Here is a 16,547-nt window from a genome sequence, read left to right as displayed (position 1 = left end):
TACTATATTATCTTTTTATTAACCCAAAACAGCGAGAACGTCGCTTTGACGCATAATGAGGTATTTACCGGCTTCTACTTCAAGTTCTGTTCCGGCATATTTTCCGTAAAGAACAGTATCTCCTACTTTCAAGACCATCTCTTCGTCTTTGGTACCGTGACCTACTGCCACAACTTCACCTTTCAAAGGTTTTTCTTTTGCTGTATCAGGAATAATGATACCGCCAATTGTTTTTTCTTCTGCAGGTGCAGGGAGTATAAGCACTCTGTCTGCTAATGGTTTAATGTTCATAGTTCTTTTGTTTTATGTTATACTATATATATTAGTTTTGTTCCGCATCAAGAGAGCGGACGTAGAAGAGTGTGCCAAAAGTATGCCAAAGAAAGAATGATTCCGTTTGGCAGAAGGAGGCTGACAAAATGACGGAGAAAAGTTCGTAGAATAAGACAAACAGCCAGAGCAGAAATTTATTGAGACCAACATTTATATCAACTGGTGACATGTATCCATGGTGATACATTCGCAAATCCAAAGAGATTAGTGTAACCACTTTGATCCACAAAGCTAATCATACATAAATATGTATGATCAAAAAACACTTTTGGGAATTTGTTACTTGCAGACGAGCTGAACGGAGTGAGTCTGTTCCTGAAACTTCTTACCAGAGTAATAAAGAGAGGTGCCCATGTATAGCAAAAAGACTAAGCTTACGGCAACCATTACTGCTCCAATCAATGCAAAACTATTTTGTTGTTGTGATACTATTGTTCTCATGCTGTAACTTCTTATTTTCTTCCCACAAAAATAGAAACTAGATTTTACGATTGATTGACAACCGTGTTACAACCATTTTAATTTTTTAGCTTCTTTATCCAATTTGGAATAATGATGGCACCAATAATGAGGTACATGTAATAGCTTATCACTCTCCACACAAAAGCAACCACTAATGCCATACCTGCAATCGGGAAAAAATCAGCATAGTAAACCTGAAAAAAATACTCGCTCACTCCGCTACCACCAGGAGTGGGACTAATAGTCATCACTACCCAAAGGATTAGTTGACGGGCAAAAGCGAGCAAATGATCTCCATGAGTAGCAAAAGCAAATAACAACGCGTTAACCACCAAGTAGCGCGATCCCCATGAGAGGGAGGTGATGCCAAAAGATTTCAACCAAAAAAGAAAAGATTTACGACTCATCTCACCCGAGCTAAGGACAAGGTTTTCGGCCAGGATTTCTACTCCTTTACGCCAACGGCGAAGAAAAGGAAGGCGAAACAAGGCTAGCAATAGTCTTTTCACGTATTCGGGACGTTTGAAGAGAGCTATATAAAGTAGAAATGTCCAAAGGGCTATGGCAATATAGACAGCAAAAAATAAAATTTTGATGCCGGAAGACAAAAGAGTGGGATCTCCAAAGAGTTCGTTGAAGGAGAAAAGCAAAAAGGGCAGAGGACAAGCTAAGACTAAAAACAACTCGTCCAGAAACAAACAAGAGATCATTAGTGCCGAACTTCGGCCAACGTTAATACCTTCTTTATTCAGAAACAAGATAATAAGGCTACTCCCGCCCACTGATGAGGGAGTTATGGCAGAGGTAAACTCGCACAGCATATTCACATTGAAGGCTTGCCTCCACGTCAGCGCATTGTCAGTGATCACACGAAAACGCCACATCAGTCCGACGTCTCGCCCAAGCATAAATAAAAAAGCCATCAAGATACCGACAAGCATCTGCATCGAAAAGCGAATGCCGGCAAAAAGCGCTGCATTAAACTCTCGATAGAACAACCAAATTACCACAGATAATCCAATAATAATAGGAAGGAATATATAAAATCTTTTAAAGGTTTTGATTTCAGTCGTCATATCACTACGGCAGATAAGATTATTTTTTCAAGGTTCTATTCATTAAATTGGTATATCGATCATAAACTTCTCCGGCCACGTCTTCCCAAGAACGCACAATGGAATTTGTGGCTTGAATGCCGACCTGTTTTATCAGCTGAGGAGTTTCCATTAAGTCTTTTAGTCTTGCAGCGAAATCTTCAACGGTATTATCAGACAGAAATCCATTATAAGAATCAGTTATTATCTCGGCAGAAGTAGCCCCTTTAATTAAGACCGAGGGGGTAGACAAAGCGGCTGCTTCTCGCACCACTAACGGAGCATTATCATATAAAGAGGGGAATAAGAACAAATCAGCTGCTGCATAATATCTTTTCAGTTCATCACGTTCAGTGATACTGCCCACAAAAAAAACTTTAGCAGACAGAGATAATTTTTCAACCATTCGCCTCAACTCCCCAAAAGCATAACCAGAGCCCACAAAATACATTTTAAAAGGAGTGTCTTTGATTAGAGACAAGGTCTTGAGCAAAAATTCGAGGTTCTTTTCCCAAATATGCTGACCCACAAACAAGAACATAAATTCATTCTTCGAAAGGCCAAGTTGCGCGCGCACCTTTGTGCGAAGCAGATGAACAGAAGCGCCACCTACGAAATCATTGCCATTGTCCACCACTTCCACTTTCCCTTTATAACCATACTCCCGAAGTGTTTCTTCTACCGTTGCTTGAGGAATCCAGACTTCATCAGCCGCTTCATAAAAGCGAATCACTCTCTTTATAAGAAAGTCTACGAGTAATTTGCTAGAGATAGCCCGTTCAAAATCGGCTCGATACTTAGAATGAAAAGTTGCCACAATAGGCACTTTCTGCGATCGGGCTATCTGCATAGCCAAAGCTCCTGAAGAAAATGGACAATGAGCATGCACCAGTTCAAACGAAAGCCGATTGATACGTTCATGAAAAGGCCAGTCAATACGTGGAAAACCTAATCGATAAGGTTTGCGCATTGGTATGGGGATAGACGAGTACCGATACACAGGATATTCGCCTTCATCTTTTGCTTCGGGAGACTTCGGAGTAACAACACAAACATTGTGCGTTTTTTGATGCAACCAATATGCATAGTTTTGCGTAGTCAGAGATACTCCGTCCATTATCGGGGGAAAGCAGTCATTAAATAACCCTATCATTCAGTTCTGAATTTATTCTGCTTACAAAGAAACATCTTCGACATTACAATTTCTTTAAGGAATTGTTACAAGATTGCATCCGAGATTATAATCAGGTAAGTCTTGTTTCATTTTGACGACAATCATATAGAACAGAAAAGGCATCACAGAAATCAAAAAAAGACTTTTAAAATATGTTATTGAGCATGTGTATACCCATTTGAGACTATAGTAAACACTCTCCACCACCTACTACCATATATTTGTTAACAGAAAATTTAATTAAATCGAAAAACCATGGATATAGCAAGAAGATGTGAGGCAAATCCTTTATTAGCTCCAAAGGATTTAAAAGCAGGAATAAGTGGAATGGAAATTACTTGCCTATTAAATCCCGGAGTATTCAGATATCAGGGGAAAATTTGGCTACTTTTACGCGTTGCAGAACGCCCAATACAAAAGGAAGGCGTGATTAGTTTCCCTATATATAATAAGGAAGGCAAGATTGAAGTAGTCTCTTTTTCAAAGAGCGATCCTGATCTTGATGTTTCCGACCCACGTGTCATTGGCTACAAAGGAAAAAACTACCTGACAACCATGTCTTACCTCAGGCTTGTATCGAGCGAAGACGGAATACATTTTAAAGACGAAGTTGAATTTCCACCTATCTTCGGGCAAGGAGAACTAGAGTCATTCGGGATTGAAGATTGTCGAGTAGCGACAAGCGAAGATGGCTTCTTTTTGACCTTCACGGAGGTATCTTCCGTTGCTGTTGGGGTTGGCTTAATTCATACGGACGATTGGAAAAGCTATACGCGTCATGGAATGATATTCCCCCCACACAATAAAGATTGTGCCTTATTTGAAGAAAAAATTGGAGATAAGTACTTTGCTTTTCACCGTCCCAGCAGTCCCGAGCTTGGTGGCAACTATATATGGTTAGCAGAGTCATTCGACCGATTGCATTGGGGTAATCATAAATGTGTGGCAACTACACGTGATGGTATGTGGGATTCTGCCCGGGTAGGTGCAGGAGCTGCTCCGATAAAGACAGCAAAAGGCTGGTTGGAGATATATCACGGAGCTGACTCCAATAACCGCTATTGTCTAGGAGCTTTGTTGCTCGACTTGAACGATCCGTCTAAAGTAATAGCAAGAAGTTACGAGCCAATAATGGAACCGATTGCAACATACGAACAAACCGGATTCTTCGGCAATGTGATATTTACCAACGGACATTTAGTCGAAGGGGATACCGTTACTATATACTATGGAGCCAGCGATGAGGTGATTTGTAGAGCCGAACTATCGATCTCAGAAATATTGAATACCTTAAAAGTAATAGAAACATCAAGATGAATAAACTGAAAAAAGAATATTTATTCTTTAAGCAGCAGGAACCCAACATGCGCACCTTGTTGGTCACAAATATGCTATACGCCCTTGTTCTTCCGGTTGTAGAAATATTTGTCGGTGCCTATATCATGCGCAACACCAGCGATCCGGTCATGGTTGCCTTTTATCAATTGGCCATGTATACGGGTATTGTTACCACATCGCTTGTCAACGGTTTCTTATTGAAGAAATATAGTGTGAAAGGGCTCTATTCCGTAGGCATCTTTGTAAGTGGTATCTCTATGTTTGGAATGATGGCTCTTAAAACGCTAGGTTTTGCGGAGTTAGGATTGGCAGGATTCCTCATGGGAGCAGCTTCCGGTTTCTTCTGGACAAACAGGTATTTGTTAACCCTTTACAATACAAATGATAATAACAGAAACTACTTTTTCGGCTTGGAGTCGTTCTTCTTTTCCATTGCTTCTATCGGTATTCCTTTGATTATCGGAGCTTTCATCAGCCAGATTGATGGCAAGGAAGTCTGGGGCATACTCATTGATATCAATACATCCTATCGCATTGTAACAATGGTGATGATAGGAATTACCATCATTGCCTGCATGGTTCTATGGAAAGGCAAATTCGCCAACCCAAAGGAAACATCATTCATCTATTTTCGTTTCAATATACTTTGGAAAAAGATGTTGCTACTAGCTTCACTGAAAGGAATGGTACAAGGCTTCCTCGTTACAGCTCCCGCTATATTGGTTTTAAAATTGGTAGGAGACGAAGGTGCACTGGGTTTGATACAAGGGACTAGTGGTGCTTTAACAGCTATTTTAGTCTATATTCTAGGACGTATAGCCAGGCCTCAAGATCGCTTGAAAATATTTGTTGGTGGATTAATTATTTTCTTTGTAGGCACATTATTCAATGGGATACTTTTCTCTGCTATGGGAGTCATTCTTTTTGTGTTATGCAAAGTAGTATTCCAACCATTGTTCGATCTGGCTTATTTTCCCATCATGATGAAAACCATTGATGCAGTAGCTAAAATTGAGAACAGAAACGAATATGCTTATATCCTAAGCCATGAGTTCGGCCTTTTCCTAGGAAGAGCCTTTGGTTTGTTACTGTTTATCTTTCTCGCCTATTGTGTATCGCAAGATTTCGCACTTAAATATGCATTAATTATTGTTGCAGGGTTGCAGTTATTAGCATATCCTCTAGCTAAAAATATAACAAATAACACCAATACTATTGAGCATGAAAATAACAAGTAAAAGCTTTGTTGCGCTCATTGTCGTCTACCTATTTGTATCTTGTTCTCCAAAAGAAGGATTCTTTGGAAACGAAATAACACAAGCTTCTATTAGTCGGATAGATTCAATGCCCGACATACCTTCTTCATACAAAATGTTAGACTGGAAAGAGAAAGCAATAAAGTATGATAAATTTGTTTTCAACTGGAAGGTTCAAAGCAAAGTGGGGCCGCTGATTTGGTTGGACGATAGTCGTAGAAATATTAACCAGACAACATTCGGACTCTATACCGCTATTAAAGATATTCGTCAGGGCAAAGATACCAACAACGGAGAATTTCATGAAAGCCTCAACTCCCTCGCAGCTATTTTGGGAGCAGGATTAGTAGGAATTGACAAAACCAATCAAGACGGATACAACTACGTGAAGATGGTACAAAACTATTTCAATTCCGATAATGGTTGGAACATCATGATGAACAACACCAATCCTTCAATCGCCCAATTGGGTGGTGGCTATGGACGTGATTGGTGGTATGATGTTCTACCGAATGCTTTATATTATGCTGTATGCGATGTATTTCCAAATGTAAGCGGAGCGGAAAAAATACAAAGAACGATTGCAGAACAGTTCGTAAAGGCAGACTCTGTGCTTCATGGTAATTATGACTACTCATATTTCGATTATGCACAGATGAAGGGAGTGGTTAATAACATCCCTCTACAGCAAGATGCTGCTGGTGGTCATGCTTACGTATTATTGTGTGCTTATCACAAATTTGGTGACCAACGCTATCTGCAACATAGCAAAAGTGCCATTGAAGCACTCCTTTCTCAAAAAGAAAGCCGTTTCTATGAGGCTCTTCTACCATTAGGTGTTTACACCGCAGCTTACCTGAATGCAACGGAAGGAAGCAATTATGATGTGCACAAATTACTCGACTGGGTATTCGACGGATGTAAAAGTCCTACGGGAAGAACCGGATGGGGGATCATTGTGGGCAAGTGGGGCAATTATGATGTAAGTGGTTTGCAAGGAAGTATCACCGATGGTGGTGGATATGCATTTCTGATGAACAGTATCAAACCTGCATGGCCTTTCATTCCGATGGTAAAATACCAACCTCAGTATGCAAAAGCCATTGGCAAATGGATGCTCAACAATGCCAGCGCATGTCGCTTATTCTACCCGATGGAAATTGACGATAAGCATCAATGGGCTCCTGAATTTAAAGATATAACGAACAATAATGTCTCTTACGAGGGTTTGCGCAAAGCTGATGATTACGGCAAAGAGTCCTTAAAAGGCGTCAGTCCGGTAGCCATCGGAGACGGCCCTAAATGGATTGCAGGTAATCCGACAGAGAGTATGTTTAGCGTTTATAGTTCATCCCCGGTGGGTATATTAGGATCTATAGTAAGCAAGACAAACGTCAAAGGTATCTTACAACTGGATTGCAATATTACTGACTTTTATGTAGAAAAACCTTATCCGGTATATCTATATTATAATCCTTACAAGGAAACAAAAACCGTTATTTATCATGCTTCACAAGCCTGTGATCTTTTCGATATTGTAGCAAAAGAGTATGTGGCTAAAGATGTAAAGGCAGACGGTTCTTTTGAAATTCCAGCCAATGAAGCACGAATCGTTATAGAACTTCCTACGGGAACCAAACTTAGTTGGGATAATGGCAAAATTATCGCAAATAAACAATATATCATTTCATATCATTAAACCTTAATACACCATGAGTAAACATGTATTTTCTCTAACACTTTTTCTTTTTGTTTGCGTAAGTGCATTCGCACAGCAAACGAAGAAAATCTCAGGTTCAGTATACGATAGTAATACTGGAGAGACTTTGATTGGAGTTTCAGTACTTGAAGTAGGAACAACCAATGGCACTATAACAGACCTTGATGGCAAGTATTCACTAGGCATATCATCAAGTAAGGTTGCATTTTCGTATGTCGGTTATAAGACTGAAACAGCAATCGTTACAAAAAGCGAAACGTTGAATGTAAATCTTGTATCGGATAATAAACTGGATGAGATAGTGGTAATCGGTTACGGTACGCAAAGAAAGAGCGATCTTACCGGTGCTTTGGCTTCTATTAGTAGCAAAGACATTAAGAACTATGCTGTTTCTAATGCATCCGAGCTACTTACAGGTAAAGCTGCCGGTGTGTTTGTTGCAGCCAGTTCTGGTCAACCGGGTTCGGATGCAGTAATCCGTATCAGAGGTTTGGGTACTGTTAACGACAACAATCCATTATTTGTTGTCGATGGACAGTTCATGAATAATATCAGCAGTTTGAATCCTTCTGACATTGACCGTATGGAAGTGCTGAAAGATGCATCGGCCTGTGCTATCTATGGATCAAAAGGCTCAAACGGAGTCATTCTGATTACAACAAAAGGAGGGATAAAAGGACAGACAATTGTAACGTTGGATGCTTATGCAGGAGTAAAAAACAGCTATAAGGCATTGAAAATGATGAATAGTGATCAATATTATAACTTTATAACTGAAGCTTATAAGAATGATGCAAGTTTTCAGAGTTCGATGAAAGAGAAGTTCACCAATCAATACAAAAAAGGTTATGATACTAATTGGTGGGATGCAGTCACTCGCTCGGCGTTTAATCAGAACTACAACTTAAGTATCCGCACAGGTACTGATAAATCAAGATCATCTCTCAGCCTAGGGTATATGGATGACCAAGGCGCTATTATAACAACTGAATTCACAAGGCTCTCTTTAAAGTTAAACCAAGAATATGATATCAATGACTACATAACAGTAGGCACAACCATCAATTTGGCTAAGATAAAAAAACGTGATGCTGGGGCAATTCCTTCATTTGACTTTATACAAAAAGCCGATCCATTTACTCCGGTAATTAATTCGTTAGTAGATCCATCTTCAGAGAACTATCAGTATAACAAGTATGCTCCTACCGAATGGTCTTATGATCCAAATCCGGTTGCTATGCTCGAATTGCCTAACAGATATAATGATGTTTTTAATGTGTTTGGTAATGCCTTTGCACAAATTAAGCTATACAAGAATCTGACTTACCGAGTACAATATAGTTTTGAAAGATATCACGATACATTCAAAGACTTTCGCCCAATCTATACCTCTACTTTCTCTGACGACAATCTGGCTAACAAAGAAAGTAAATACAGCACTGAAACCCAATTGAACAATAATAGTGATGTTACCTTTAACTATTTGGTAGAACAACGTCTTAATTATAACGCCACCATTGGCAAACATAAATTGGATGCAATGGTAGCGATGACTTACGAGAAGAACAAGAATGAAACAATCAATGCTTTCAAAAGAAATGCATTGGGCAACGAAGAAATTTATCAGATACTAAATGCACAGACTGCTGGTGATAAAGTTTCGGGTTCAAAAGAGACCTCTTCCATGTTATCATATCTCGGACGTATCAATTATGCATATGATGATAGATATCTGGCAACAGTGAACTTCCGTGCCGACGGTTCTTCTAAGTTTACCAAAAATAATCGTTGGGGATATTTCCCTTCTGTATCATTGGGATGGAGAATTAGCAATGAGGAGTTCTTCAAAAATATGAATATTGAAAACGCTATTTCCAGCTTGAAGCTACGTGTGGGCTGGGGACAAAACGGCAACCAACGTATTGACAGGGATGCACCGCTGACTTTAATCGGTACAAACGATGAAATGCAATGGTATTATGGTAATGGTTATTCACAAGGTTATGTGCCTACCTATGTAGGAAACGCAGATATTAAATGGGAAACCAGCCAACAAACCAATATCGGCTTAGACATGTCTCTCTTAAGAAACAGTTTGGATGTAAGCATGGATTTTTATGTGAAGAAGACAAGTGATATGCTACTCAGTATGCCTATCCCTTCATTCGGCGCGTTTCCAAATAGTCCTTTCTTCAATGCAGGTGATCTGAAGAATACTGGTTTCGAACTGGTAGTGAACTATCGCAATCAAATCGGTAAGGATTTTAATTATAATGTAGGATTAAATATGTCTGCCTACAAAACAAAAGTAACCAAACTTACTTCTGAATATTTAAGTGGAGATGTGAGCCGTACCTATGTAGGTGGCCCTATTGGACGCTTCTGGGGATACAAACAAATCGGTATCTTCCAGAATCAGGAAGAAATAAATAGTTATGTAGATAAGAATGGAACAAAAATTCAGCCGAACGCTCAACCGGGCGACTTCAAATTTGCCAAACTGGGTGAATCCGGTGCGTTGAATGATGATGATGATCGTACCTTTATTGGTAATCCGAATCCAGACTTGATTTACGGATTCAACTTAGGATTCAGTTATAAGAGTTTCGATCTTAGCATGGCATTCCAAGGAACACTCGGTAACGATATATGGAACGTGGCAAAGGGTACTCTTTCGTCAGCCGGACGACAGAATGCATTGGAAGAAGCTTATACAAAAGCTTGGACAAAAGAGGGAGATAACGCCAAATATCCGCGTATCACCAACTCCGACACCAACAATAACATGAGGAGTTCTTCTTTCTATGTTGAAGACGGTTCTTACCTTCGTTTACAGAACGTGCAGATTGGATATAATATCCCAAGTATCATCTGTCAAAAGAGCAAATTGTTTTCAAGTTGCAGACTCTACGTAAGTGGACAAAATCTATTCACTCTAACCGGTTATTCCGGACTTGATCCGGAATTAGGCATCAGTAATGCATTAAACATGGGAGTAGATGCCACACGTTACCCATCTTCGCGTACGTATACCCTCGGAGTTAATTTGCAATTTTAAATCTAAACTATAATACAAAGCATTATGAGAAAGATATTATATACAATTTGCGGCATTCTTGCCGGAATAGGATTATATAGCTGCTCCTTGGATGAACCGAGTTACGGTAAAACCACCAGCAACAGTTATTATCAAAAAGAAAGTGATATAGAAGAAGCCTTGACAGGAGCTTATCTGCAACTACGCACTACTTGGAACGAGTATGCACTGAATCATTATTTTATTGGCGATTGTACTACGGATGATGCACTAAAAGGAGGCGGTGGTGATGGGGATCGTGCTGAGGTTCGTGACCTATCGGACTTTACAGTGTATACCACTAATGGTGAAGTTGGTCGCCGCTGGGAGATACTCTACAGGCTAATTAACCGTTGCAATGACGTCATTTACTATGCTCCAAATGCTGTGGGCGACAAAGATAAATTAGCCCGTTATGCCAATGAAGCCAAAGCATTAAGAGCATTCGGATATTATTGTCTGGTTACGACTTTTGGTGAAGTGCCTCTGGTTACTGTACCCATGCAGCCGACAGAAATATTAAAGGTTCCACGTGCCAGCATTGAGAACGTATATAGTCTCATCATAGCCGATCTTACCGATGCATCTGCCTTACCGGCAAAGAGCGCTTACGGTGCCGATGATGCTTACCGCGTAACGCGTGGATTTGCAAAAACGATGCTGGCTAAAACTTATATGTTCAGAAACGATTTTACTTCTGCGGAGAAGGTACTTCACGAAATAGTAGAGGTAGATAAAGATTATACTTTGTTGAGTGATTACGGGATGAACTGGCGACCGGAATATGAAAACAGTACGGAGTCTGTCTTCGAAATTGCAAATAAAGTATATGACAAGACAATTGCTACCGGAACAAACGTTCCTCACTTCTTTACAAGCAGACGAGTGTCAGGTTATCAGGGTTATGGATTCCATGTTCCTACTCAAGATCTTTATACTGCGTTTGATGCCGATGATCCACGCATTACTTATGTGTTTACTCAAACAGGCGACAGATACAAAGGAGACACAGAAGAACAAGATAATACAGAGTCGTCAAGCGGATATCAAGATTATAAAATGACTGTTCCAACTGTTGAAAAACAAGGATTTGATGTATGGATGATTAGTTATAACATTCGTTTAATACGCTATTCAGATGTTCTCTTAATGTATGCTGAAACACTCAATGAGAATGGAAAATCGGGACTTGCTCTCCCCTACTTGAATGAAGTAAGAGGAAGAGCACGCAATACAGCAGCGATGGATCCAAGAAGAGACAAGCAGAAATATATTCCCGCTACTACAGCCAATTCTTTGCTCAACATCACAGAAACCAATAAAGACAATCTTAGAGAAATCATTTGGCATGAGCGTCGTTGCGAATTGGCCATGGAAGGATGGAGACGTGATGACCTGATGAGACAAAAGCGTTTCGGCACTGTGATGCGTGCTTATGCAAGCAAGTATAACACATCCAAAGGTGCTAACTTTAATGATGAAAGAGATTATTTATTGCCTGTTCCGCAAGGTGAGCGAGATAAGAGTAATGACATATTAAGTCAGAACCCGGGTTATTAACAAAACAAAGAATGAAAAGGGGCGGAAGTAAATTCGCCCCTTTCTACTTACGTATTAGAACCTTAGAAACCATGAATGATTTTGTTCTAAAAGATATAATAGACTACCACTTGTGATCATCAAGATAAATTCCTTATATTTGTTATCGCCCTAATATCTAATTAAGATACTGTTAAATGAAAAAGAGATTCTTGATAAAGCTAATATGCATTCTTTTGATGTTCTTGTCTACTCCCGAAAGAGTTCATGCTTCCAATGCAACGAAATACATATCGAACGTTAACGGGCTGACCAATAACTCCGTAAATTGCATTCTGGAAGATTTAGAACATACAATTTGGGTGGGGACTTGGGATGGACTAAATGCATATAACGGAAGAGAGATCTTAACATTCAGATACAGCAAAAGTGACCCAAACTCAATCAGTAATAACGTTATCCGACAGATTATTGAGCAAAACGGCAATTTATGGATAGCTACGGATAATGGCATTAATCGGTTGAACAAAAAGACTCTGCAGATTACAAGATACTATTTGCGAACAGATAATAAAATTCCCAATCAGGAGAAGTCTTTCATTCTGGGAAAAACAGCAAAAGGAAACATTCTTTGTTTTGTGAAAGGTCTTGGTTTCTATAGTTACAATAATAAAACCGATGATTTCAAACTGATTGAAACGAGCTTAGCGAATATAATAAAAGATTTCTCCATAGACAAGAGCGATAACATTTTGTTTCTTTTGACAAATGGAAGTGTAAGGCACTTAAAGTATCAACAATTAGCTGTTGGCACTAAGGTTACAGATTTGCGTAAGATCAATATCAATGATCTTGTTAGCAAGATATTTCTGTCAGACAATCATGCCATCCTAAGTAGTGGAAATATCGTTTCAATTCTAAATTCGGATTTCACCGTTTCCCGAAAGATTGAATTAGAAACACACAAACCTGTGTCACAAATCCTTCTGTTCGGGAAACAATTGTACATCAGTTTTATAGAAGGGGGTTGCATCAATTATAACTTAGAAAAAAAAACCTATCTCTATATCAATGAATTACCGAGACAACTTTCTATTTTCACTATCTATCTGGGCAGCCAAAACATATTATGGATAGGAACCGACGGACAGGGTTTAATTCAGTATTACCACCACAATTCTCTCTTCGAGACAATCCGCACAACTCATCCCGTCAGAAGTTTTTGCAAAGGCAACGATGAATCTATTCTGGTTGGTACGAAAGGAAGTGGGATTAAACGTCTGAATGCAGCAACAAAGCAATTGTCGGATTATCTAAATGAGAGTAACGGTTTGATTTCGAACTCCGTGTACGCCTTGAAGAAAAACAAGGCGAATGACATATTCATAGGTACGGAAGGAACTGGGATCAATATACTGAATGGAAGTAGCGGGAGGTTGGAAAAGTTGGAGATACCCGATAAATATCCTGCTTTTAAAGCGGTATACAGTATCTATTTCACCAACAACGATTCGTTGCTGTGGGTTGGAACGTCCGGCTATGGACTGATCAAGATGAACATTATCAAAGAAAAGAATCAGTATAAAGTTAAAGGATTCAGACAATATACATCTGCCGACAAAAATAAATCTTTAAATAACGATGTAGTATATGCCATCACTTCCAGTGAAGATGATCATTCGCTTTGGTTTGGAACAAGAGGAGGAGGATTAAGCCGAATTGATGTTCAGAACAATAAAGTCAAAGAGGCAAACAACAATGTACTTCTAACTAATAATGATGTGCTCTGTCTGCTACGTGATAGCAGTGACATCTGGATCGGGACAAGCTATGGGCTAAACAGACTCAAAATTCAAGGTAATAATTATAAACTAATACAATATGCCGACGAAAAGCTAAACAACAAAACCATACATGGAATATTGAAAGACTCTGAGGGTAATATATGGATTAGTACAAACCAAGGGCTGTCTAACTTGAATATAAAAAGTAATAAGATAGATAATTACACGCTAAACGATGGCCTACAAAATGACGAGTTCTCGGACGGGGCTTTCTTTAAAGATGATAGAGACTTCCTGTTTTTCGGAGGAGTTAGTGGTTTAAGTTATTTCAATCCACAGAACATACATCTACGTGAATTTAACGCACCACTCGCACTGAGCAACCTGAAGATTTACAATACGCCGCAAAAGATTAACGAACGAATTCAAGAAGGAACCTTAAAGTTGAGTTATGAAGAGAGGTTTGTTACGTTTACCTTTATATCAAAAGATTTTATTAATAACGAAAACTGCGAATATGCTTACCGCCTGAAGAACTATTCGGAAGAGTGGGTGGAGATGGGAAATAATCCCAATATAATATTCACCCAACTGCCTCCGGGAAAATACGTGTTGGAAGTAAAAAGTACCAACGGTGATAAGGTATGGGGCAACAACTCTTACAGCCTTACGATCAAAGTGGGATACCCGTGGTGGCTAAGTATGCCGGCACTGATTATCTATGGCATTTTGTGTCTTATTATTATTTACATCACAAGATCGGTTATCAGAAATCGAATTAGGCTCAGTCGCCAAGTTCTCATCACACAAATGGAAATACAGCAAGAAAAAAAGATCTATGAATCTAAGCTAAACTTCTTCACGAATGTGGCACACGAATTCTTCACTCCGCTAACACTGATTTATACTCCTGCCCAACATTTATTAGAACAGACTAAGTTGGATGCTGATACTCGAAAATACCTGCAAATTATAAATAGCAACGCAGAAAGAATGCAGAAACTGATCAGTGAACTGATGGAGTTTCGAAAAAGAAAGCCCGGGCAGACTGATCTACACCCGGAAATGATCAATATTCAGGCATTAGTGGAGTATACGTCCAATAACTATGTGGACATTTTAAAAGAAAACAAAATAGACTTTAAAGTAAATGTACATGATACCACCGAATTATATTCGGACCGCAACGCATTGGAGAAGATTATCTTCAATCTCCTTTCCAATGCTTATAAATATACTTCCCGAAATGGCTACGTTTATGTGGAAGTAACACAGAAAGCCGATCAAAACAATGCTCTAGAACTGAGAATCAGAAATTCGGGTAAGGGACTTACCGAACAACAAAGGACGGAAATATTCAACAAATACAAGATATTCGATACGCCTAAACTTGGTAACTCGGTAAGCAATGGAATTGGTCTCAACTTAACAAAAAATCTCACGGAGTTATTGGGGGGAGAAATTAAAGTGAACAGTGAGCTAGGCAAGTATATCGAATTTTCAGTAGAGATTCCTCCTTTACCTGCAAATATAGGTAGCATTGTAACAAATGAAAAAGAAACTCCCGAGGAAGATATGATTCACCCGAAAGAGTTGAAACCAAGGAAAGATACAGTGGTATTAATTGTAGAAGATGAAAGTAATATTCGGGAATTATTGAGAGATGTTTTAGATGATTATATTGTTCAAGAGGCTAAAGACGGAGCGCAAGCGCTGGCTTATATAGAGCAAAATCATCCGGATGTGATTATCAGTGACATAATTATGCCTAATATGGATGGCATTTCGCTGATTGATCATTTAAAGTCGGATCCGAAAACAAGCTATATCCCTATCATCAATATCTCCGCAAAAGCGTCTATTGAGGACCAGATTAACGCGTATAATCATGGAGCGGATGCGTATATAACCAAACCATTTCATCCCCGACATGTTATTTCGACCATCGAGAATTTACTTTCGAGGCAAATACTGCTAAAGAATTATTTCAATTCCAGTCTTTCTTCAATCAAAGTTAAAGATGGCATTTCACTCTATCCCGAAGACGAAGAACTGATCCGTAGTGTGACAGAATTCATCACAAATAATCTTGATGATGAATCGTTAACTCCTCTGTCCATCGCCGAATTTGTAGGGGTAAGTAAACCTACCCTCTATCGCAAATTTAAAGAACTTATAGATAAAACGCCAAGTGAGTTTGTGCGAACAATCAGGCTTGAACATGCTGCCAAACTATTAAGAAGCAGCAAGCTCACCGCTTCCGAGATCATGTTTCAATCGGGCTTTTCCAATAAATCTTATTTCTATCGCGAGTTCCTAAAACAATATGGCGTTTCGCCGAAAGATTATCGAAACCAATAAGAAAGAGAAAGCCAACAACTTTTCTCGAAATATTTAAAGGAAAAAAAACATATTGTTATTCTTGATCCAATGAAAAAGAGAGATCATGAGGTAATGTCGTTTAGTTAAGCTCATTACCACTATTTATTTACATATAGCCTGGTACAAATAGATCTTACTACTTCAGCGCGGTGAATTAACTACTTCAGCGTGGTGAACTAGTTAATTCACCGCGCTTAACTAGTTAGTTCACCAGCCCCCTCTCACAGCGCTTGTAGAGGGGGTTTGAGACATTTCTCAAACATTGACAAATCACTTGCTGAAAACTTCTTTTTATTCATTTCAATTGTACTGAGTTTAACCAGATGACATCATATCATGAAGTAATAAATGACTTTGGTTTTCGGTTGAGGAGTTTATTGGCAACATCC

At 39.1% G+C, this 16,547-nt stretch carries 10 protein-coding genes; 6 read left to right on the top strand and 4 right to left on the bottom strand.

Annotated features, from left to right (window positions below; all coding sequences use genetic code 11):
• Window positions 1-18: 18 nt before the first annotated feature.
• The 4 genes from BQ5338_RS05900 to BQ5338_RS05890 form a co-directional block, all read right to left on the bottom strand.
• The gene (locus tag BQ5338_RS05900; protein WP_071145932.1) at window positions 19-291 is read right to left on the bottom strand and encodes a co-chaperone GroES; all 273 of its coding nucleotides are present in this window, start codon (window positions 289-291) and stop codon (window positions 19-21) included.
• Window positions 292-612: 321 nt separating this feature from the next.
• Complete coding sequence (locus BQ5338_RS16945; protein ID WP_162841095.1) at window positions 613-774, bottom strand: hypothetical protein; 162 nt, start codon at window positions 772-774, stop codon at window positions 613-615.
• 77 nt (window positions 775-851) lie between these two features.
• Window positions 852-1,871, bottom strand: a complete 1,020-nt coding sequence (locus BQ5338_RS05895; RefSeq protein WP_071145931.1) for a lysylphosphatidylglycerol synthase transmembrane domain-containing protein — start codon at window positions 1,869-1,871, stop codon at window positions 852-854.
• 19 nt (window positions 1,872-1,890) lie between these two features.
• Window positions 1,891-3,042, bottom strand: coding sequence for a glycosyltransferase (locus tag BQ5338_RS05890; RefSeq protein WP_071145930.1), 1,152 nt, complete (start codon window positions 3,040-3,042; stop codon window positions 1,891-1,893).
• Window positions 3,043-3,318: 276 nt separating this feature from the next.
• On the opposite strand from BQ5338_RS05890, the gene BQ5338_RS05885 reads away from it, so the two are divergent.
• The 6 genes from BQ5338_RS05885 to BQ5338_RS05860 all read left to right on the top strand — a co-directional run bounded on the left by BQ5338_RS05885 (window position 3,319) and on the right by BQ5338_RS05860 (window position 16,137).
• Window positions 3,319-4,380 (top strand): glycoside hydrolase family 130 protein, encoded by a 1,062-nt coding sequence (locus BQ5338_RS05885; RefSeq protein WP_071145929.1) that lies wholly within the window; start codon window positions 3,319-3,321, stop codon window positions 4,378-4,380.
• Entirely contained in the window at window positions 4,377-5,639 is a 1,263-nt protein-coding gene (locus BQ5338_RS05880; RefSeq protein WP_071145928.1) for an MFS transporter, read from the top strand. The genes BQ5338_RS05885 and BQ5338_RS05880 overlap by 4 nt, the downstream gene beginning before the upstream one ends.
• Window positions 5,623-7,356, top strand: a complete 1,734-nt coding sequence (locus BQ5338_RS05875) for a hypothetical protein (RefSeq protein ID WP_071145927.1) — start codon at window positions 5,623-5,625, stop codon at window positions 7,354-7,356. Before BQ5338_RS05880 ends, BQ5338_RS05875 begins: the two co-directional genes overlap by 17 nt.
• A 13-nt stretch (window positions 7,357-7,369) precedes the next feature.
• Entirely contained in the window at window positions 7,370-10,435 is a 3,066-nt protein-coding gene (locus tag BQ5338_RS05870) for a SusC/RagA family TonB-linked outer membrane protein (RefSeq protein WP_071145926.1), read from the top strand.
• 24 nt (window positions 10,436-10,459) lie between these two features.
• Window positions 10,460-12,013, top strand: coding sequence for a RagB/SusD family nutrient uptake outer membrane protein (locus tag BQ5338_RS05865; RefSeq protein ID WP_071145925.1), 1,554 nt, complete (start codon window positions 10,460-10,462; stop codon window positions 12,011-12,013).
• A gap of 176 nt (window positions 12,014-12,189) precedes the next feature.
• Window positions 12,190-16,137: a hybrid sensor histidine kinase/response regulator transcription factor gene (locus BQ5338_RS05860; RefSeq protein WP_071145924.1), complete on the top strand. Its 3,948-nt coding sequence runs from the start codon at window positions 12,190-12,192 to the stop codon at window positions 16,135-16,137.
• Window positions 16,138-16,547: the final 410 nt, after the last annotated feature.

The organism is Bacteroides ihuae (assembly GCF_900104585.1).
In the GTDB taxonomy this organism is placed as follows: domain Bacteria; phylum Bacteroidota; class Bacteroidia; order Bacteroidales; family Bacteroidaceae; genus Bacteroides; species Bacteroides ihuae.
Note: the sequence above shows the minus strand (reverse complement) of the source record. Positions and strands in the feature narration are given on the sequence as shown.